This window comes from Tsukamurella paurometabola DSM 20162, from assembly GCF_000092225.1.
GTDB classification, from domain to species: Bacteria; Actinomycetota; Actinomycetes; order Mycobacteriales; family Mycobacteriaceae; genus Tsukamurella; species Tsukamurella paurometabola.
In genome coordinates, this window is record NC_014158.1 from 2,766,891 (window position 1) to 2,785,235 (window position 18,345).

Genomic DNA, 18,345 nt, shown 5'->3' on the forward strand with positions numbered 1-18,345 from the left:
TATGACGCTGCCGGTCGCCCCGCCCGAGACCACCCTGGCCGACATCGCGGCGGCGGTGCAGCCGCAGTTGGAAGACTTCCTCGATGAGCGTCGTGACCTGGTCGAACCCGTCGGTCCGGTGTTCGCCGAGACCACCGCGGGGCTGGAGCGCTTCGTTTTGCGCGGCGGTAAGCGAATCCGGCCGGCGTTCGCCTGGACCGGGTGGCTGGCCGGCGGCGGCGCGACCGACGGGGACGTGGCGCGCGCCGCCTTGCGCGCCTGTTCCGCGCTGGAGTTCGTGCAGGCGTGCGCACTGATCCATGACGACATCATCGATGCCTCGCAGACCCGCCGCGGCTACCCCACCACACACCGCGAATTCGCCGAGCTGCACGCGCAGCGGGGCTGGTCGGGGTCGTCGGAGAAATTCGGGGAGGCCACCGCGATCCTCCTGGGCGACCTGGCGCTCGCCTGGGCCGACGACATGTTCCTCGGCGCCGGTCTCTCCCCCGAACGCTATCTGCGCGCCGCCCGCGCCTGGGCGGCCATGCGGACCGAGGTGTTGGGCGGCCAGTTGCTCGACATCGTCAGCGAGGCCTCCCGCGACGAGTCGCAGGCGGCGGCCGAGCGGGTGGTGCGGTTCAAGACCGCGGGATACACGGTGGAGCGACCGCTGCACGTGGGCGCGGCGCTGGCCGGGGCGTCCGATCAGGCCATCACGGCCCTCCGGGCGATCGGCGTCGACCTGGGCGTGGCCTTCCAACTGCGCGACGATCTCCTCGGTGCGTTCGGCGACCCCGCGGTCACCGGCAAACCGTCGGGCGACGATCTGCGCTCCGGCAAGCACACACCGATGTTGGCGCACGCCCTCGCGACGGGCGGTGACGCCGCCGAGGAGCTGCGCGCACTGGTCGGAACCGATCTCGATGACGACGGTGTCGAGCGCGCCCGGGCGGCACTGCGGGCCACGGGGGCACCGTCGGCCATGCAGTCCCGGGTCGAGGAGCTCACCTCTCGCGCGACCACGGCGATCGACGATGCTCCGATCGACGACCAGGCCCGCCCGGTGCTCGCCGGACTCGCGGCGGTCCTGGTGGACCGCGCCGCGTAACCCACCTTCATGATGAGTTAGGTAATCCTTGGCACTACTGGGTATGGTTCCCCTTGCCTAAGGCCTTTACCAAGGCCTTACTCGGAATCGCGTCACTATTGCTCAGGAGGAGTCCGCATGTTCACCCGCTTCCGCAAGGGCGCCCCCGTGGCCGCCGCGCTGGTGGCCGCGAGCCTCGTCTTCGCCGGATGCTCGACCACGAGCTCCGCGGACGAGAGGCCCGCCGCCGGCGAGAAGATCACCATCAGCACCAACAAGGGCGAGGTCCAGGTGCCGAAGAACCCGAAGCGCGTGGTCGCCCTGGACAACACCAGCGCGGAGACCCTCAAGGCCTTCGGCGTGACCCCGGTCGCCATCCCGAAGCCGCTGTTCGCGAAGAACGTGCTGGGCGAGTGGATCGACAACCCCGAGATCAAGGACGTGGGCACCCATGCCGAGCCCAAACTCGATGTGATCGAGGACGTCACACCCGACCTGATCATCGGCGGCTACCGCTTCCAGAAGAAGCAGGGTGATCTGCAGAAGATCGCCGAGCAGACCGGGGCCGCGTTCATCGACATCGCCGCCGAGGACGATGCGCCGCAGAGCCGCGTCGAGACCATGCGCACCCAGACCATCACCCTCGGTGAGGTCTTCGGCAAGCAGGATCAGGCCAAGCAGATCGTCGCCGACTTCGACAAGCGCCTCGACGCGGCGAAGGCGCAGGCGACCGGCCAGAGCGTGTTCCTCGCGAACGTCAACGGCGGCAAGATCGACAACGGCGCGTCGCGGATGAAGCCGTTCATCGAGCAGCTCAACCTCAAGGACGTCTTCGGCGGCCAGGGCGGCAACATCCACCAGGATTCGGGCCTGACCCCCGAGGCCATCGCCCAGGCGGATCCGCAGTGGGTCATCGTGATGGACCGCGACGCCGCTGTCACTCCGAAGCCCGGCACCACCCCGCAGCCCGCCGCTTCGGTGTTCGCGGCCCAGGAGGCCTTCAAGGGCAAGGCCTTCTTCGAGCAGGGCCGGATCTTCTACCTGGACAGCTCCTTCTACCTCCGCGAGGGCATCCAGGACTACGGCGAGAACTACCAGCGCCTCGCGGAGGCGCTCGCCGCCACGAAGTGACCCGCCGCGCCGCGTTGCCGCTGATCGCGGCGGCGTGCGTGGTGCTGGTGGTGCTGTCCCTGATGACGGGCGAGTACCACATCACCGTCGCCGGACTGCTATCCGGCGACGGTGACATGTGGCGGATGTTCTTCATCTCCCGAGTACCACGCACGCTGGCGCTGGTCTTCGCCGCGCTCGCCATGAGCTTCTCCGGCGTGATCATGCAGCGGCTCACCCAGAACCGGTTCGTCGAACCCACCACCGCCGGCACCGCCGAGTGGGCGGGCCTCGGTGTACTGCTGTGCCTGATCTTCGCCCCGGGGGCGCCGCCCCTGGTGCGCATGCTCTACGCCACGTCGACCGCCTTCGTGGGCACCGCGTTGTTCCTGGGCTTCCTGTCCCGCATCCGGGCTCGGCGGTCGCCGATCGTCCCCCTCGTCGGGCTCATGATGGGCGCCGTGGTCAGCGCGATCTCCACGTACCTCGCGGTCGAGACGAACCTGCTGCAATCCGCGGTCGCCTGGCGTTCAGGGGGTTTCGCACACATCGTCCGCGGCTTCTACGAGCCACTGTGGGCGGTGGCGATCATCGCCGTCGCGACCTTCGCGCTGGCCAACTACTTCACCATCGCCGGCCTGGGCCGCGATGTGGCCACCTCGCTCGGCCTGCGCTACGGGCTCACCGTGGGCCTGGGCGTCACGATGGTGGCACTCGCGACCGGCGTCACCAGCGTCGTCGTCGGATTCCTCCCGTTCCTGGGCCTGGTGGTGCCGAACATCATCAGCGCGATCCGCGGCGACGATGTGCGCTCGGGCCTGCCCTGGGTGGCGGCGCTGTCCATCGCCCTGATCACCGGCTGCGACCTGATCGGACGGATCATCGTGCGCCCCATGGAGATTCCGGTCGCGGTGATCATGGGCGTGATCGGCGCCGCCACCTTCCTCGCGCTCGTCCTCACCAGGAGTAATCGTGTCGCCCTCTGATTCCGCCACGGGCGCACCGTCACTGGTCGGCTCTGCGGCCGGCCGAGTGGGCTGGCGCGCCCGCCTCGGCATCGCCGCCGCGGTCGCCACGCTCGCCGTGGTGCTGTTCCTGCTCATGCGTACCGGCGCCGACGACGTGCTGCGCTGGGACTTCACGTTCGGCCTGTCCTTCGAGCGCCGACTGCGCACGGTGTGCGCCATGGTGATCGCCGCGTTCTGTCAGGGCATCGCGACGGTGCTCTTCCACACGGTCACGCACAACCGCATCCTGACGCCGTCGATCATCGGGCTGGACAGTCTCTACGTGCTGATCCAGACGGTGGGCGTGTTCCTGGTCGGAGGTAGCTTCGTGGAGAACTCCGACAGCGTGCCGCAGTTCCTCGCGCAGACCGGCGCGATGGTGCTGTTCGCGTCGATCCTGTACCGCTGGTTGTTCTCCGGCCGGTTCGCGAGCCTGTTCCTTCTCCTGCTCGCGGGCGTGGTGCTGGGACTGGCGTTCCGCGCCGTCGCAGAATTCCTCCAGCGGCTGCTCTCGCCCACCGAGTTCGACGCCTTGTCGATCAAGCTGTTCGGCCGGCTCGGATCGGTGAACGCCGATCTACTGCCGATCACCGCGATCGCATGCCTGCTGGTCGCGGTGTACGTGTGGCGCCGCCGCACCGTCTACGACGTGCTGCTGCTGGGCCGTGATCCGGCGATCGCACTCGGCGTGGATCATCGGGCCGAGTTGACCAGGGCGCTGATGCTCATCGCGTTGCTGATCTCGATCAGCACGGCACTGGTGGGGCCGATGGTGTTCTTCGGCTTCATCATCGCGACGCTCGCCTATGAGGCGGCCGGCGACTGGCGCCATCGCGCGACCCTACCGATGGCCTTCCTGCTGGGCGTGATCACCTTGGCGGCAGGCCAGTACATTCTGCAGAACCTCTTCTACGCCGCCGGCATGCTCACCGTGATCATCGAGTTCTGCGGCGGAATCCTGTTCCTCGCCATCCTGTTCCGCCGAAGGGGGACCATGTGAACACCACTGCGACACCCGCCATCGAATTCGCAGATCTCACCAAGTCGTACGCGCAGACCGTGGTCCTGGGCCCCGTCTCCGGTGCCTTCGACCGGGGCGGGATCACCGCGCTGGTCGGCCCGAACGGTGCCGGTAAATCCACACTGCTCACCATCCTGGGACGCCTGCTGACGCCGGACTCGGGCACCGCGCTGCTCAACGGCCGGGCGGTGGCATCGATGAAGCCCACCGAGATCGCCCGCACTCTGGCGATCCTGCGCCAGGAGAACGGCGTCAACGCCCGGCTCACGGTGCGCGATCTGGTGGCATTCGGCCGCTTCCCGCACAGCCGCGGCCGGCTCACCACCGACGATGTGCGGCACATCGATGATGCGCTCGGCTTCCTCGGTCTCACCGAGCTGTCCGACCGGTTCCTCGACGAACTGTCGGGCGGCCAGCGCCAGCGCGCGTATGTGGCGATGACGCTGGCGCAGGACACCGAGGTGATCCTGCTCGACGAGCCGCTCAACAATCTCGACATGCGGCACCAGGTGGGCATGATGGGCCAGCTGCGGCGGGCCGCCGACGAGCTCGGTAAGACGATCATCCTGGTGGTGCACGACCTGAATTTCGCCGCGGCGTACGCGGACCGGATCGTCGCACTCAAGCACGGCAGCATCGCGGCCTCGGGCACACCCGCCGAGATCATGGACTCCGAACTCCTCACCGGGATCTTTCAGACCCCCGTCGCGGTGCACTCCGTGAACGGGCTCCGGGTCGCGGTGTACGCGGGGATGGATCGACGGTGAGCCGCCGCGCTCGCGGCTGCGCCTAGACTGGCGGGGATGTCCGGTTCACTGAATCCCGTCCGCGCCGAGCGCGATGCCGGGGCCGCCCGCGCGGCCGCCGGTGATGCGCTGCGCGGCTACGCCGCTTTCGTGCGGTCCAGTACCGGCCGCCCGGCCCTGCTGGGCCTGCTCGGGGCGGCCCTGACCACACTCGGCAGTTTCGGTGCCGGCGCTATCCGCGTGCACGATGTGACACTCGAGTCCGCGCACCTGTCGTGGCTGCGGTACGGCCACGGCCTGGTGCTGAGTTCCGTGCTGTTCTGGACCGGTATCGCCCTGCTGATGCTCGCGTGGGTCCGCCTGGGGCGCAGTGCTCTCCGGGACGAGGTCACCGCGAGACAGGTGGCGGGCACGGTCGCACTGTGGGTGGCACCGCTGATCGTGGCGGTGCCGCTGTACTCCCGCGACGCGTACAGCTATCTCGCGCAGGGCGCACTGCTGCGCGACGGCTACGACCCGTACGAGGTGGGCCCCGTCGTCAACCCGAACGGACTCCTCGACGATGTGAGCGGTATCTGGACCACCACCACGGCGCCGTACGGTCCGCTGTTCATCCTGATCGCCAAGTGGGTCACGGTGATCTGCGGCGACAACGCGCTCACCGGAACGATCGCCCTGCGGCTGGTGATGCTTCCGGGCATCGCGCTGTCGGTGTGGGGCGTCGCGCGATTGGCGCAGCACTTCCGCGCGCGGCCGGCCGTCTCCCTCTGGTTCGCCGTGCTCAACCCGCTCGTGGTGGTGCACCTCGTGGGCGGCGTGCACAACGAGGCACTGATGGTGGGGCTCATGGTCGCCGGCCTGGTGCTGGTGCTGCGCCGCAAGCACTGGTTCGGTGTGGCCGTGATCGTGGCCGCGGTGGCGGTCAAGGGCACTGCCGCGATCGCCCTGCCCTTCGTGGTGTGGATCTGGTACCACCACCGTCGCGAGGCGGATCCGTCGGAATCGTCGCCGCGCGCATTCCTCATCGTGGGTGCCTCATCGGTCGCGATCTTCGCGGCTCTGTTCGCTGCGTTCACACTGATCGCGGGCGTCGGCCTGGGCTGGGTCACCGCGCTCGCCGGGTCGATCAAGATCATCAACTACATCACGCTGCCGACCGCCCTCGCCCAGCTCACCGCGCTGCTGGCGTCCCCGTTCACCGGGTTGCACCTGGCACCGATCCTGGTGGTCACCCGCGCGCTGGGCATCGTCGCGCTCGCGATCACCCTGGTGGTGCTGTGGTGGCGGTACCGGCAGAACGAGCGGCGCAATGTGATGGGAATCCTGCTGGGGCTGCTCGCGGTCTGCGTGCTGTCTCCCGCCTCGCTGCCCTGGTACTACACCTGGCCGCTCGCGGTGGCCGGTGCGTTCACCTGGTCGCGCCGGACCCTTGCGATCATCGTCGGGCTCTCGGTGTGGCTGATGGCGGTGTTCATGCCCACCGGCTCCATCGGCTTGTACTCGTGGTGGAACGTGCTGCTCGCGATCGCATTGGGTGCGCTCGCCGGCTACTCACTGCTCCATCCGGACCCGCTGCGGGTGCGGCCGAAGCTGGGCCTGGAACCGGTCCCTGCCTGACCCCGGGGGTCAGAAGGCCATCGACTGCGCGCGGCGGATCACTTCGCGCGCGGAGTCGGTATGCAAGAGTTCGGCCGGCGCACCGTCGAGATCGTCGAAGGGCGCGAACAGCCAGCGCATGATCTCGTCGTCCTCGAAGCCACCGTCGCGGAGCACCTGGATCAGCCCCGTGAAGTGCTTGGCGATGGAGAACCGGCCGTCGATCTCGCCGAAGAACAACTGCGGGATGTGGATGTCGCCGCCGCGACGCACCGCGAGCAGCTGATGATCGCGCACCAGCTGCAGCACCTTGGACGCCGACACGCCGAGTCCCTGCGCCACGGAGGCGACGGAGAAGGTGGCGGTGCCATCAGGCAGCAGGGCATCACTGACGTAAGGGATCGAGCTCACCGTCACACTGTACCGAGGCCGCAGGTCCACCCCCTCCCACCCCGAGGTCGCTAGGCTGAACTGTCGACACCTGCCGCGGCAGGCGCGTCCGTCGAGTGACTACGAGAGGATCGAAGAAGGTGAACACTCCCCGCGACCGGCTGCTCGGTGCCCGCATCGAGGGCCGCTACCGCATCGATGCGGTGATCGCGCGCGGCGGTATGTCCACCGTCTACATGGGGCTCGACCTGCGGCTCGACCGTCCGATTGCGATCAAGGTGATGGACCCGAAGTACGCCGAGGACGCACAGTTCGTCTCCCGCTTCGAGTTCGAGGCCCGCGCCGTGGCCAAGCTCAAGGATCCCGGTCTGGTGGCCGTGTACGACCAGGGCGTCGACGGTGACCTGGCCTTCCTGGTGATGGAGCTGGTGACCGGCGGCACCCTGCGGGAGTTGCTCAACGAGCGCGGCCCGATGCCGCCGCACGCGGTGGCCGCTGTGATGGAGCCCGTGCTCACCGCGCTCGGAACCGCGCACCGCGCCGGTCTGGTGCATCGCGATGTCAAACCCGAGAACGTGCTGATCTCCGACGGCGGCGAGGTCAAGGTCGCCGACTTCGGCCTGGTGCGGGCGATCGCAGCGGCCTCGGTCACCAGCTCGTCCGTCATTCTCGGCACCGCCGCCTATCTCTCCCCCGAGCAGGTCGAGTCCGGCAACGCCGACGCCCGCTCCGACGTGTATTCCAGCGGTGTGCTCGCCTACGAGCTGCTCACCGGCGCGGTCCCGTTCACCGGTGACACCGCGATCTCGCTCGCGTATCAGCGGCTGCACAATGACGTGCCCGCACCGAGCGCCGCCATCGCGGGCGTGCCGCCCGAGTTCGACGAGTTCGTCGCGCGAGCCACCGACCGCGATCCCGCACGCCGCTACACCGATGGTTTCGCCATGGCCGAGGCGCTGTCGGCGATCGCCGATTCGCTCGACCTGCCGCCGTTCACCGTGCCCGCGCCGCAGTCGAGCGCCGAACAGCGCGCCGCCGCCGCGATGTACGACGCCCAGCGCAACCAGCCGCTGATCCCGGCGGCCGCTGATCCCACCTCGGCGTTGCCCGCGGGCGCACCGGTCCCACCGCCGACCCTCGCGGCCGCGGCGACCCCGGCCCCACCGGCCGGCACACCGGTGCAGTACACGCGCGCCGAGACGATGCACGAATCGCTGCCGGCGGAGGTACCGCCGGCACGGCCGCAGTGGGCCGGACAGCCGCCCGCCACGAGCCGCGCACGGTCGTGGGTGATCGTGGCGGTCATCGCGGCGGTCGCGATCCTGCTCGCATTCGGCGGCTGGTGGTTCGCATCCGGCCAATACACGACGGTGCCGAACGTAGCCGGACTCGACCGTCCGGCGGCCGAGCGGGCGATCAAGGACGCCGGGCTCGACGTGGATCTGGACGGCAAATACAGCAACGACATCACCGAGGACACGGTGACCGCACTCACACCGCCGTCCGGTAGCCGGGTGAGCCGGTTCGGCAGCGTCACCGTCGAATATTCGCGAGGGCGGCCGACGGTGCCGCAGTTCACTTCCGGCGCCAGCATCGAATCGGTGGAGCAGCAGCTCCGCGAGGTCGGTCTCATCGCTCGGCGCGGCCCGTCGCAGTTCAGCCGGGATGTGCCACAGGGCGGCGTGATCGGTTTGAGTCCCACTCCGGGTACCCGCGTCGGCGTGGGTTCGACGGTGACCGTGGTGGCGTCCGCCGGCAATCAGCCGGTGAACATTCCCGATGTGCGGGGCAAGACGGCCGACGAGGCCACATCGATCCTGCGTTCGGCCGGACTGACGGTGAAGGAAACCAAGCAGCAGTTCGATGCGTCGACCGAGCTGGGCAGGGTTTTCGCCACCGATCCGTCGGGCCAGGTGAACAGGGGGGGCAGTGTGACGCTGCTGGTGTCCAATGCGCTCACCGTCCCCGATGTGACCGGCAAGTCGGCGTCCGAGGCGCAGAGCATGCTGCAGCGCGCGGGCCTGGTGGGCGAGCTCACGGGCGAGAGCGGCGCCGCCGCCGTTGTGACGGCCGTGAGCCCCGCGGCCGGTGCCCGGGTGGATCCGGCGAACAACCGGGTCACGGTGACCCTCGCATCCCGCGTGGTGGTGCCCTCGGTGACCGGGATGAAGGTGGGCGAGGCGCGGTCGGTGCTCCAGGATGCGGGACTGCAGGTGAAGGTGAACGGCATCTTCGCCTCCGACGGTTCGCAGGTGATCTGGCAGGACCCGGGCGGCGGTACCCGGGTCAAGGCGGGGTCCACGGTCACCGTCACGGCGATCCCGTAGGCGCGCGATGAGTTCCGATCCCGCACCGTCCGACCCGTTCGGCCTCGGCTTCGTCCCCGACGCGCAGATGCTGGCCACCGCCCGCCGCATGCGCGACGAGCTGACCCGGTTCCTCATGGAGTACCAGTTCGCCGTCGACGAGGTGCTGACCAAGGTGTCGATCCTGCGCGAGGAGTTCGTGCAGCTGCACCGGTACAACCCGATCGAGCACGTCACTTCGCGGATCAAGAAGCCGGAGAGCATCGCGAAGAAGGTCGCCCGCCGCGGTATCGATCCCGATCTGTCGGTGATCCGTGAGGCGATCACCGATATCGCCGGAATCCGGATCACGTGCAGCTTCATCGCCGACACCTACCGCATCCTGGAGACCATCACCTCGCAGGACGATGTGCGGCTGATCGTGGTCAAGGACTACATCGAGAGCCCGAAGCCGAACGGGTACAAGAGTCTTCACGCGATCATCGAGATCCCGGTGTTCCTCTCCACCGGTCCCGTGCACGTGCCGGTGGAACTGCAGATCCGGACCATCGCGATGGACTTCTGGGCCAGCCTGGAGCACAAGATCTACTACAAGTACGACCGCGCGGTGCCGGCCCGGCTGGTGGAGGAGCTGTCCGCGGCGGCCGCCGTGGCCGAGCAGCTGGACAAGCGGATGGAGCAGTTGCACACGCAGGTGCACGGCGCCGCCCACGACGAGACCCGCGACGATGCGCGGGAGGCCGCGGAGACCGAGCTGGCGGGCAACGAACTGCTGCGCCGTCTGCTCATGCTCACCCGCCCGCAGGCCGACTGAGTCAGCCGCGCAGCACCCCGCGCAGGTCGTCGAGCACATCGGGGTTCTCGATGGTGGACGGGACGGCCTCGTCTCGGCCCTCGGCGATGGCACGCAAGCTGCGCCGCAGGATCTTTCCCGACCGCGTCTTGGGTAGCGCGGTGACGATCGCGACCTCCTTGAGCGCGGCGACGGCACCGATCGTCTCGCGGACCTGCTGCACGATCTCGGCGCGCACCGTGTCGTGATCCCAGTCGCCGCCGGACTTGAGCGCGACCAGGGCCCGCGGCAGCTGCCCCTTGAGGTGATCCGCGACGCCGATCACGGCGCACTCCGCGACCGCGGGGTGCCCGGCGATCGCCGCCTCCAGTGCACCGGTCGAGAGGCGGTGCCCGGCCACGTTGATCACGTCGTCGGTGCGGCCCATCACGAACAGGTAGCCGTCGTCGTCAAGATAGCCGCCGTCGCCGGTGAGGTAGTTGCCGGGGAACGCGGACAGGTACGACGCGACGTAGCGATCGTCGGCGCCCCACAGCGTGGGCAGCGTGCCGGGCGGCAGCGGGAGCGAGATCACCACGGCCCCCTCGGTTCCCGCTGGCACGTCACGCCCGGCGTCGTCGACGATCCGCACCCCATAGCCCGGCACGGGCACGGTGGCGCTCCCGGGTTTGACGGGCATCGGTTCCACGCCGCGGAGATTCGCGGCGATGGGCCAGCCGGTCTCGGTCTGCCACCAGTGGTCGATCACCGGCACACCGAGTTTCGCCGAGGCCCATGCGTAGGTGTCGGGGTCGAGCCGCTCCCCCGCCATGAACAGGGTGCGGAGCGTGGAGATGTCGGAGGCGGCGACGAAAGCGGCGTCCGGGTCCTCCTTGCGGATCGCCCGCAGCGCGGTCGGGGCGGTGAACAGGTTGGTCACTCCGTGGCGGTCGATCACCCGCCAGAATGCTCCGGCATCGGGGGTGCCGACGGGTTTGCCCTCGTAGACCACGGTGGTGGCGCCGATCAGCAGCGGCGCGTACACGATGTAGCTGTGGCCGACCACCCAGCCCACATCGGACGCCGTCCACCACACCTCACCCGGATGGGCGTCGTAGATCGCCCCCATCGAATAGGCCAGCGCTACAGCGTGTCCGCCGTTGTCCCGGACCACACCCTTCGGTTTGCCCGTGGTACCGGAGGTGTAGAGCACGTACAGCGGATCCGTCGCCGCGACGGCGACCGGTGCCGCCGGCCGGGCCGCGGCCTCGGCCTCCGCCCAGTCGTGGTCCAGCGGGCCGAGTTCGGCGGTGAGCTGTGGCCGCTGGAGTACGACCACCGCGGCGGGTTTCGCGGTGGCGGCGTCGATCGCGGCGTGCACGATGGGCAAGTAGGGCAGCACCTTCTTGCCCTCCAGGCCGCAGGACGCGGTGACGATCACCGTAGGCTGCGCATCATCGAGGCGGGCGGCCAGCTCCGGCGCAGCGAAGCCGCCGAACACCACCGAGTGCACCGCCCCGATCCGCGCGCACGCGAGCATCGCGACTACGGCCTCGGTAATCATCGGCAGGTAGATCACCACCCGGTCGCCCTTGCCCACGCCGAGTCCGGTGAGCACGCCGGCGAACTTCGAGACCCGTTCCAACAGCTGCGCATACGTCAGGGACTGCACCTCACCGGTGATCGCCGAATCGTGGATCACCGCCGGCTGATCGCCACGTCCGGCTGCCACGTGCCGGTCGACCGCGTTCACACACGTATTGAGTTCGGCGCCCGGGAACCACCGATAGAGCGGCGCATTCGTCTCGTCGAGAACGACCGACGGCGGCGTGACCCAGTCGATCGCTCGGGCCTGTTGTGCCCAGAACCCTTCTGGATCGCTCATGCTGCGGTGGTACTCGTCGGCGTAGGTACCCATACCGCGACCCTATTACCCGAACCTCCGGGCGCGGGGCTTTATCCGCGCAGCATCTCCGCGACCAGGAAGGCCAGCTCGAGGCTCTGCTGGGTGTTCAAGCGAGGGTCGCACGCGGTCTCGTAGCGACCGGCGAGATCGGCGTCGGAGATATCCTGCGCACCACCGAGGCACTCGGTGACGTTCTCGCCGGTGAGCTCCACGTGCACGCCGCCCGGGTGCGATCCGATGGCGCGGTGTACCTCGAAGAAGCCCTGCACCTCGTCGACGATGCGATCGAAATGGCGGGTCTTGTAACCGGTCGAGGATTCGTGGGTGTTGCCGTGCATCGGATCGCACTGCCAGATCACCTTGTGCCCCGTGGCCTCGACGGCCTCGACGATCGGCGGGAGCGCAGTGCGCACGTTCCCGTTACCCATCCGCGAGACGAGCGTGAGACGGCCCGGCTTGTTGCGCGGATCGAGCCGCTCGACGTACTCCACGGCCTGCTCCGGCGTGGTGGTGGGGCCGATCTTGATGCCGATCGGGTTGTTGATCAGCTCCATGAAGGCGATGTGCGCGCCGTCGAGCTGGCGGGTGCGCTCACCGATCCAAAGGAAGTGCGCCGACAGGTCGTAGAGCACCTGCTGGGCCTCGGGGTCGTCGGGGTTGTCGGCGAGCCGCAGCAAGCCCCGCTCGTAATCGAGAACGAGAGCCTCGTGGCTACTGAAGATGGTGGCGGCCTTGAGGTTCCGGTCCTCGACGCCACAGGCCGCCATGAACCGTAGGCCGCCGTCGATCTCGGCGGCGAGGGCCTCGTAGCGAGCTCCGGCGGGTGAACTGGTGACGAACTCGCGGTTCCACTCGTGCACCTTGTGCAGATCGGCCATACCGGAGCCGGTGACGGCGCGCACCAGGTTCATCGCCGCGCTCGCATTGGCGTACGCGCGGATCAGGCGCGACGGGTCGTGGCGTCGCACCGCCTCCTCCGGCGGGAAGCCGTTGACCATATCGCCGCGGTAGCTGGTGAGCCCGAGGGAATCGGTGTCCGAGGATCGCGGCTTGGCGTACTGGCCCGCGATGCGGGCCACCTTCACCACGGGCATAGAAGCGCCGTAGGTGAGGGCCACGGCCATCTGCAGCAGCGTGCGGATGTTCGCGGTGATGTGCGGCTCGGTGTTGTCGACGAAGGTCTCGGCGCAGTCACCGCCCTGCAGGAGGAACGCTCGGCCGAGCGCCACCTCGGCCAATTGGTCCTGCAGCGACTGGATCTCCGGTGGCACGCAGATCGGCGGCACCGATTCGAGGACGGTGCGCATCGCATCGGCCTGCTCCCGCGGCCAGGACGGCTGCTGCAGCGCGGGCTTGGCGAGGGCGTCATCGAGGCGCTGGCGCAGATCCCCCGGAAGATCCGGAAGCTTGGGGAGAGTATCGATGGGGACGTCGACGGTCCAGTTCACTGCCACGTGACAAAGATTACGCGGGCCCCGCCCGGCGGTATCAGGAGGGCGCTAAGCAGCCATGATCGCCCGGTACTTGGCCAGGTTGTGCCGGGCGTCGGCCAGCGCGTCGTGCGCATCCGCCGGGGCGGGCGGCAGGTGGGGCCGGCCGCGCTCGTCCCACAGCTGCTTGAGTTCGCGGGTGAACCGAGGCATCGATCGCGGGAGGGCCGTCATCGGACCCCACAGTTGGCAGAGCGCGACGTGATCGTAGGCGGCCACCCACGCCCACAGCTCGATGTCGCCGGGAGCGGCGGTCAGGAAGTCGTAGACCCCGTCGCGGATCGCGGCGCGCGAACCCCACGACTTGCTCGCGGGCGGGGGCAACTTCGGCAGCACGTTCGCACGTACCCAGGGCCCCGCGGCCTCGGGATCGAACTCGGTGGAGCAGGCGTAGAACTCGCGACCGTCCTCACCGACGATGCCGATCGAGATGACCTCGATGGTCTTTCCATCCTCGATGAATTCCAAATCGTAGAAGTAACGCATGAGGGTGGACGCTACGCGGCGCCGGCCACGCGCTCCTCGCCCGGCACGACGACGCCGTCCTTGACGTCCTGTGCGTACACGTCCACATATGACTGGCCGGAGAGCTTCATCAACTCGTACATCACTTCATCGGTCACGGCACGTTCGATGAAGCGATTACCCGCCATGCCCTCGAACCGCGAGAAGTCGAGCGGTTTGCCGATGCGGACCTGCACCCGGGTGGGATGCGGCAGCGTGGTTCCGGGCGGGTTGAACTTCTCGGTGTCGACCATCGCGACGGGAATGATCGGCACGCCGGTCTCCAGCGCCATCCGCGCCATCCCGGTCTTGCCCTTGTACAGCCGGCCATCGGGGCTGCGGGTGCCCTCGGGGTACAGACCCAGCAGCTGCCCCTGCTCCAGTGCGCCGACGCCCGCGTTGAGCGCATCTTGCGCGGCACCGGCGCTGCCACGAACGATCGGGATACAGCCGACGGAGGAGAAGAACCACTTCTTGAACGCGCCCTTGAGACCCTTGCCCGTGAAGTACTCGTTCTTGGCCAGGAACTTGATCTTGCGCGGCACCATGAGCGGGAGGAAGAAGGAATCCATCACCGCGAGGTGGTTGCTGGCGAGGATCGCCGCGCCGTCCTTCGGCAGGTTCTCCAGTCCCACGACGCGGGGCCGGCCGAACAGGCGCAACACCGGTCCGATGAGGACCCATTTGAAGACCATCCACCACATGTCGCGCAGCTCCCAGTTCGCGTCGAACGTGTCCCCGCCCACTCTACCGGCGGACGGGCAGACCAACCCGGGGAACGACCGTTTTGCAGAAACGCGAAGCGGCGCTCCACCAGTGCCGATCCACTATCCGAGATCGCGGGCGAGCGCCGCGGCGCCGAGCATTCCGGCTCGCTCCCCCAGTTCGGTGGCCCGGATCCGGGCCTTGCGCCGATACTTGGCCCCGGTGAGCAGGGAGGCGTACCGATCCCGCGCATCGTCGAGGAACAGCCGCGACGATGCTCCCACGCCACCGGACACGATGATCAGATCGGGATCGAAGACATCACTGACCATGGCCAGGCCCACGCCGAGCCAGCGTGCAAGATCGGCGACGGCCTCCTGGGCGACGGGATCGCCGGCTTCTGCGGCCGCGGCCACCTTGCGCCCGGTGAGCGAACCCGGGTCGTCTGCGAGCTCACGCGCCATGAGCACGCTGGCCGAGCCCTGCGGTCCCATCAGATCGATCGCGGTCTCCACCAGCGCAGTGCCGCTGCAATACCGTTCCCAGCATCCGGATTTCCCACAGTCACAAGGCCTTCCGTCGGGAACCACTTGCAGGTGCCCGAGTTCGGGAGCCACGCCGAAGGCGCCGCGGTAGAGCTGCCCGTCGATCAAGAGGCCGCAGCCGATGCCGGTGCCGAGGGCCACCACGCAGGTCACCGTGCTGCGGCGGGCGGGACCGAAGACGTACTCGGCCCAGGCCGCCGAGTTGGCGTCGTGCTCCATCACCACGGGCATGCCGATGCGCTCACTCATCTCGGCGGGAACGGCGGCATTGCGCCAGGGCAGATGCGGAGCGAAAGAGACCTTCTGCCGAGCCGGGTCGAGAAAGCCCGCCACCGCCAAGCCCACCGCGGAGACGTCGTGGTCGGCGCACAGCTCCTGGACCAGGCGGTCGAGGCATTCCTCGAGCGCACGGGCACTGCGCGGGGTCTGCGCCCGGGCGGTGTCGACGACGGTGCCGTCGTCGGTCACCACGCCGGCCCGCACCGACGTCCCTCCGATGTCGATGCCGATGGTCTGGGTCATTCGTCCTCACCGTTGTCGGATACGGGCGCGGTGGCATCACCGAGCAACTGCACATCGATCCGTTCGTAGCCCGGCGTCTGGGACGACGGGGCGGCCGCTGGCACGGGACCGTCGGGCGCCGCGGCCGGAGCCTGGCCGCGCACCGTCGACAGGTAGTCGGCGGCGACGGCTGCGGCCGCCGTGCGGGCCGTGCCCAGCAGCTCTTCGGCCAGCTTCATCAGGTCGGCGAGCACCTCGTCGGCGAACCGGCCGAGCGAACGGGAGGCCTCATCGGCGAAGGGTTCGAGGTTGCGCACCACGGCGCCGCCCAGCGCACAGAGCCTGCATCCGCCGGGCGCGCCCTCGGGGTGCGCAGCATGGTCGGCGAGGGCCGCCGCGAGCCAGGGGCGCGCGGTCTCGTAGAGGCGAGTGGCCGCATCCACGAACTCCTCGGACGAGAACGAGGAGAAGTCCGGGCCGGCGCCCGACGACGCGTCAGACACGGGGCCACACCTCCGGGTCGGGGACGAAACTCACGCGCAACTCCCCTTCCGTGTAGGCGGCTCCTGCAACCACGCAGCGGCGCAGTACCGACGGTAGCCGCATTCGCCGCCGCACACCCTGCGCATCGATGAGGAGATCCTCTTCAACACGTCCCAGGCCGATCGTGGTCGGGTCCACCAGCGGCATCGCGATCGCCCACTCGTACCGGGCGTCGAGCCCCTCACCGCCGGTGCGATGCACGGTGGGCACGGGCGGCGCGGAACCGGCCGGGATGGCCTGCGGAAGCCCGCCCAGCGCGGCGGCATCGGCGGCGGTGCGCAGGGGACGCTCCGCCTCAGCGACCTCGACGACAGGCCGGTCGAGATCGCACCCGAGTTCCGCGACGGCTTCCCGGGCGTCGTCCTGCGCCGCGACGGCGGCGGCGACGAGGCGCACCGCCGGATGCGGGAGGTCGAACGCGAATCGATCGTCCACCTGCAGGAGCCGATTGAGCACCAGCGTCGATGGCCGGAGACCGAGAACTTCGAGCGCGGCGAGTTCTTCGCGAGCGCGGACGGGCCGGCCACCGTCGCCGGTGAGGACGTAGACGAGTTCGAGGCGCGACCGGTCGGCCACGAATGCGGCGAGCTGTTCGGCGAGACCGGCGAGCGGCTCCACCAGGAGCAGCCCGGCCAGCGAACCGGTCGGTCGTCCCGTAGCGGGGCCCGAGAGCCGTACATGGCGCGGCCACACCCGCTCCAGGTAGGCGGCCATGGACGACGGTGCGGAGAGCAGCGCGAGCATCGAGTCGAAGGCCGGAGCGTCGACCACCACGGTGCGGTACTGCCCGGACTGCGCGTGCCCGCGAATCGCCCGCAACGTCAGCAGGTGTTCGGCATCGGCGAGACCGGTGAGTTCCGGCGCCTCCAGTACGAACGGGTCGAAGCCCACCGCGGTCTCGCCGGCATCGGTGCCGCCCCGCCCGGCGCGGACGCCCGCCGACAGCGTCTCCCACCACTGCGCCAGCAGTTCGACGGGATTGAGATGCACGTGATCGGCCTCGCCGGCACCGTCTGCCACGAGCGGGTCGATCACCCGACCGATGGTCACCAGCAGCGTCCGGCCGTCCCCGGCGGAACGCGCCGCGAACGCCGTCGCCAGCGCCGTTCTTCCAGCTCCCCCGGCGCCGGCCACCAGCAGTACGCGGGTCGCGGCGTCCTCCGGCATCAGGAACCGGCCGCCCGGTCGCCCTCGACGTGACGCTTGAGTTCCTTGAGCGCGGTATCGGTGATCGCCTTCTCCGCCTTGCGGCGCAGCATCCCGAGCATCGGGATCTGCAGGGTGACCTCGAGTGTGTAGGTGACGGTGGTGCCGCCCTCCGCGGTGGGAGTCAGGTCGTAGCGGCCGTGCTGAGTGCGCTGCAATGTGCTCGCCGCGAGGTCCCACTCCACCGAGCGACCGCCCGGCGCCCACGTGTAGTCGAGTTCGTAGGTGTCCCGGAGGAAGCCCTCTTCCAGCACGAAGCGCACCCGCTTGGGCCTACCGTCGTCGGTGGTGTCGAGGACGGTGACCTCCCGTGCGGCGGAAACCCATTCGGGGTATCGGTCGAACGCGGAGATCGCCTCCATGATCGGCTCCGGTGGAGAGTCGATGACGATGGACTCGCGAGTGCGCTCGGCGTCAGACACCGCTGACCTCCCCGACCGCGGGACCGCCCAGGACGCGTCCGTCCTCGGCGCCGAACTTCACGTCGAACATCACGTCGTGCCCGCGCACGCGCCGCGCGGCGACCTCGGCGACGATCCGCTCCGGCGTCATCGGGCCGGCGGGCTCGGCGTGCAGGAAGTAGTGCAGCAGGCAACCGTCGAGGTGCGGTTCGATCCAGAATTCGGAGGTGCCCACCACGGGGCCGTCGACCTTCCAGCGCAGCCCCAGCTCGCCCCGGTCCTCGGTGACGGTCAGGCGCAGATCCGGAAACCAGCCGCGCCACCGCTGCGCGCCCGCCATCGCGGCGGCCACGGCACTCGGGTGGGCGGCGACGAACGCGACGTCGGCCACTTGGATGGTGCTCACCACACAAGCTTCACACATCCGGCGTCCGGGCGGACGGTGCCGGGTCTGCTTAATCGTGCGAAGGCCGATCTTGGCGGTCGGTCGGGGCGATGCCAGGGCCGTCCGTCGCCGTTCACGGCCG

The 18,345-nt window shown here is 69.1% G+C and carries 18 protein-coding genes; 8 read left to right on the top strand and 10 right to left on the bottom strand.

Features of this window, described 5'->3' with window-relative positions:
- Position 1: 1 nt before the first annotated feature.
- The 6 genes from TPAU_RS13315 (at position 2) to TPAU_RS13340 (ending at position 6,570) form a co-directional block, all read left to right on the top strand.
- The gene (locus TPAU_RS13315) at positions 2-1,090 is read left to right on the top strand and encodes a polyprenyl synthetase family protein (protein ID WP_013127279.1); all 1,089 of its coding nucleotides are present in this window, start codon (positions 2-4) and stop codon (positions 1,088-1,090) included.
- Between the two features lie 117 nt (positions 1,091-1,207).
- Positions 1,208-2,200 (top strand): siderophore ABC transporter substrate-binding protein, encoded by a 993-nt coding sequence (locus TPAU_RS13320; RefSeq protein ID WP_013127280.1) that lies wholly within the window; start codon positions 1,208-1,210, stop codon positions 2,198-2,200.
- Positions 2,197-3,165, top strand: a complete 969-nt coding sequence (locus TPAU_RS13325; RefSeq protein ID WP_013127281.1) for an ABC transporter permease — start codon at positions 2,197-2,199, stop codon at positions 3,163-3,165. The genes TPAU_RS13320 and TPAU_RS13325 overlap by 4 nt, the downstream gene beginning before the upstream one ends.
- Positions 3,152-4,186, top strand: a complete 1,035-nt coding sequence (locus TPAU_RS13330; RefSeq protein WP_013127282.1) for an iron chelate uptake ABC transporter family permease subunit — start codon at positions 3,152-3,154, stop codon at positions 4,184-4,186. Before TPAU_RS13325 ends, TPAU_RS13330 begins: the two co-directional genes overlap by 14 nt.
- Entirely contained in the window at positions 4,183-4,974 is a 792-nt protein-coding gene (locus TPAU_RS13335) for an iron ABC transporter ATP-binding protein (protein WP_013127283.1), read from the top strand. Before TPAU_RS13330 ends, TPAU_RS13335 begins: the two co-directional genes overlap by 4 nt.
- A gap of 36 nt (positions 4,975-5,010) precedes the next feature.
- Positions 5,011-6,570 carry an alpha-(1->6)-mannopyranosyltransferase A gene (locus tag TPAU_RS13340; protein WP_013127284.1) on the top strand — a complete coding sequence of 520 codons (1,560 nt, stop codon included), beginning with the start codon at positions 5,011-5,013 and terminating at the stop codon, positions 6,568-6,570.
- A 9-nt stretch (positions 6,571-6,579) separates the two neighbouring features.
- Here the strand turns inward: TPAU_RS13340 and TPAU_RS13345 are convergent, their stop codons facing one another.
- Positions 6,580-6,960, bottom strand: a complete 381-nt coding sequence (locus TPAU_RS13345; protein ID WP_013127285.1) for an Rv2175c family DNA-binding protein — start codon at positions 6,958-6,960, stop codon at positions 6,580-6,582.
- A 119-nt stretch (positions 6,961-7,079) separates the two neighbouring features.
- Between TPAU_RS13345 and pknB the strand changes: the two genes are divergently transcribed.
- Both pknB and TPAU_RS13355 read left to right on the top strand, forming a co-directional pair.
- The gene (gene pknB, locus TPAU_RS13350; RefSeq protein WP_013127286.1) at positions 7,080-9,266 is read left to right on the top strand and encodes a Stk1 family PASTA domain-containing Ser/Thr kinase; all 2,187 of its coding nucleotides are present in this window, start codon (positions 7,080-7,082) and stop codon (positions 9,264-9,266) included.
- Positions 9,267-9,273: 7 nt separating this feature from the next.
- On the top strand, positions 9,274-10,059 hold the full coding sequence (locus TPAU_RS13355; protein ID WP_013127287.1) for a GTP pyrophosphokinase: 786 nt from the start codon (positions 9,274-9,276) through the stop codon (positions 10,057-10,059).
- 1 nt (position 10,060) lies between these two features.
- Here the strand turns inward: TPAU_RS13355 and TPAU_RS13360 are convergent, their stop codons facing one another.
- From TPAU_RS13360 to TPAU_RS13400, 9 genes are all read right to left on the bottom strand, one after another.
- Positions 10,061-11,935 carry an acetate--CoA ligase gene (locus TPAU_RS13360; protein WP_013127288.1) on the bottom strand — a complete coding sequence of 625 codons (1,875 nt, stop codon included), beginning with the start codon at positions 11,933-11,935 and terminating at the stop codon, positions 10,061-10,063.
- A 38-nt stretch (positions 11,936-11,973) separates the two neighbouring features.
- Complete coding sequence (locus tag TPAU_RS13365) at positions 11,974-13,371, bottom strand: class II 3-deoxy-7-phosphoheptulonate synthase (protein WP_041945060.1); 1,398 nt, start codon at positions 13,369-13,371, stop codon at positions 11,974-11,976.
- Between the two features lie 51 nt (positions 13,372-13,422).
- The gene (locus TPAU_RS13370; protein WP_013127290.1) at positions 13,423-13,899 is read right to left on the bottom strand and encodes a polyadenylate-specific 3'-exoribonuclease AS; all 477 of its coding nucleotides are present in this window, start codon (positions 13,897-13,899) and stop codon (positions 13,423-13,425) included.
- Between the two features lie 11 nt (positions 13,900-13,910).
- Complete coding sequence (locus tag TPAU_RS13375; protein WP_013127291.1) at positions 13,911-14,621, bottom strand: lysophospholipid acyltransferase family protein; 711 nt, start codon at positions 14,619-14,621, stop codon at positions 13,911-13,913.
- Positions 14,622-14,744: 123 nt separating this feature from the next.
- Complete coding sequence (locus tag TPAU_RS13380) at positions 14,745-15,689, bottom strand: ROK family protein (protein ID WP_013127292.1); 945 nt, start codon at positions 15,687-15,689, stop codon at positions 14,745-14,747.
- On the bottom strand, positions 15,686-16,171 hold the full coding sequence (locus TPAU_RS13385; RefSeq protein WP_013127293.1) for a hypothetical protein: 486 nt from the start codon (positions 16,169-16,171) through the stop codon (positions 15,686-15,688). Before TPAU_RS13385 ends, TPAU_RS13380 begins: the two co-directional genes overlap by 4 nt.
- The gene (locus TPAU_RS13390; protein ID WP_013127294.1) at positions 16,164-17,378 is read right to left on the bottom strand and encodes an ArsA family ATPase; all 1,215 of its coding nucleotides are present in this window, start codon (positions 17,376-17,378) and stop codon (positions 16,164-16,166) included. The genes TPAU_RS13385 and TPAU_RS13390 overlap by 8 nt, the downstream gene beginning before the upstream one ends.
- A complete protein-coding gene (locus TPAU_RS13395; protein WP_013127295.1) occupies positions 17,378-17,839 on the bottom strand; it encodes an SRPBCC family protein in 462 nt (153 codons plus the stop codon). Before TPAU_RS13395 ends, TPAU_RS13390 begins: the two co-directional genes overlap by 1 nt.
- On the bottom strand, positions 17,832-18,242 hold the full coding sequence (locus tag TPAU_RS13400; RefSeq protein WP_013127296.1) for a hypothetical protein: 411 nt from the start codon (positions 18,240-18,242) through the stop codon (positions 17,832-17,834). The genes TPAU_RS13395 and TPAU_RS13400 overlap by 8 nt, the downstream gene beginning before the upstream one ends.
- Positions 18,243-18,345: the final 103 nt, after the last annotated feature.

What these genes read in the sequence shown, in the direction of transcription:
- TPAU_RS13400 (WP_013127296.1), bottom strand. Translation starts at nt 18,242, where the DNA reads ATGTGTGAAGCTTGTGTGGTGAGCACCATCCAAGTGGCCGACGTCGCG.
- TPAU_RS13315 (WP_013127279.1), top strand. Translation starts at nt 2, where the DNA reads ATGACGCTGCCGGTCGCCCCGCCCGAGACCACCCTGGCCGACATCGCG.
- TPAU_RS13375 (WP_013127291.1), bottom strand. Translation starts at nt 14,621, where the DNA reads ATGTGGTGGATGGTCTTCAAATGGGTCCTCATCGGACCGGTGTTGCGC.
- TPAU_RS13355 (WP_013127287.1), top strand. Translation starts at nt 9,274, where the DNA reads ATGAGTTCCGATCCCGCACCGTCCGACCCGTTCGGCCTCGGCTTCGTC.
- TPAU_RS13370 (WP_013127290.1), bottom strand. Translation starts at nt 13,899, where the DNA reads ATGCGTTACTTCTACGATTTGGAATTCATCGAGGATGGAAAGACCATC.
- TPAU_RS13340 (WP_013127284.1), top strand. Translation starts at nt 5,011, where the DNA reads ATGTCCGGTTCACTGAATCCCGTCCGCGCCGAGCGCGATGCCGGGGCC.
- TPAU_RS13320 (WP_013127280.1), top strand. Translation starts at nt 1,208, where the DNA reads ATGTTCACCCGCTTCCGCAAGGGCGCCCCCGTGGCCGCCGCGCTGGTG.
- TPAU_RS13360 (WP_013127288.1), bottom strand. Translation starts at nt 11,935, where the DNA reads ATGGGTACCTACGCCGACGAGTACCACCGCAGCATGAGCGATCCAGAA.
- TPAU_RS13380 (WP_013127292.1), bottom strand. Translation starts at nt 15,689, where the DNA reads ATGACCCAGACCATCGGCATCGACATCGGAGGGACGTCGGTGCGGGCC.
- TPAU_RS13390 (WP_013127294.1), bottom strand. Translation starts at nt 17,378, where the DNA reads ATGCCGGAGGACGCCGCGACCCGCGTACTGCTGGTGGCCGGCGCCGGG.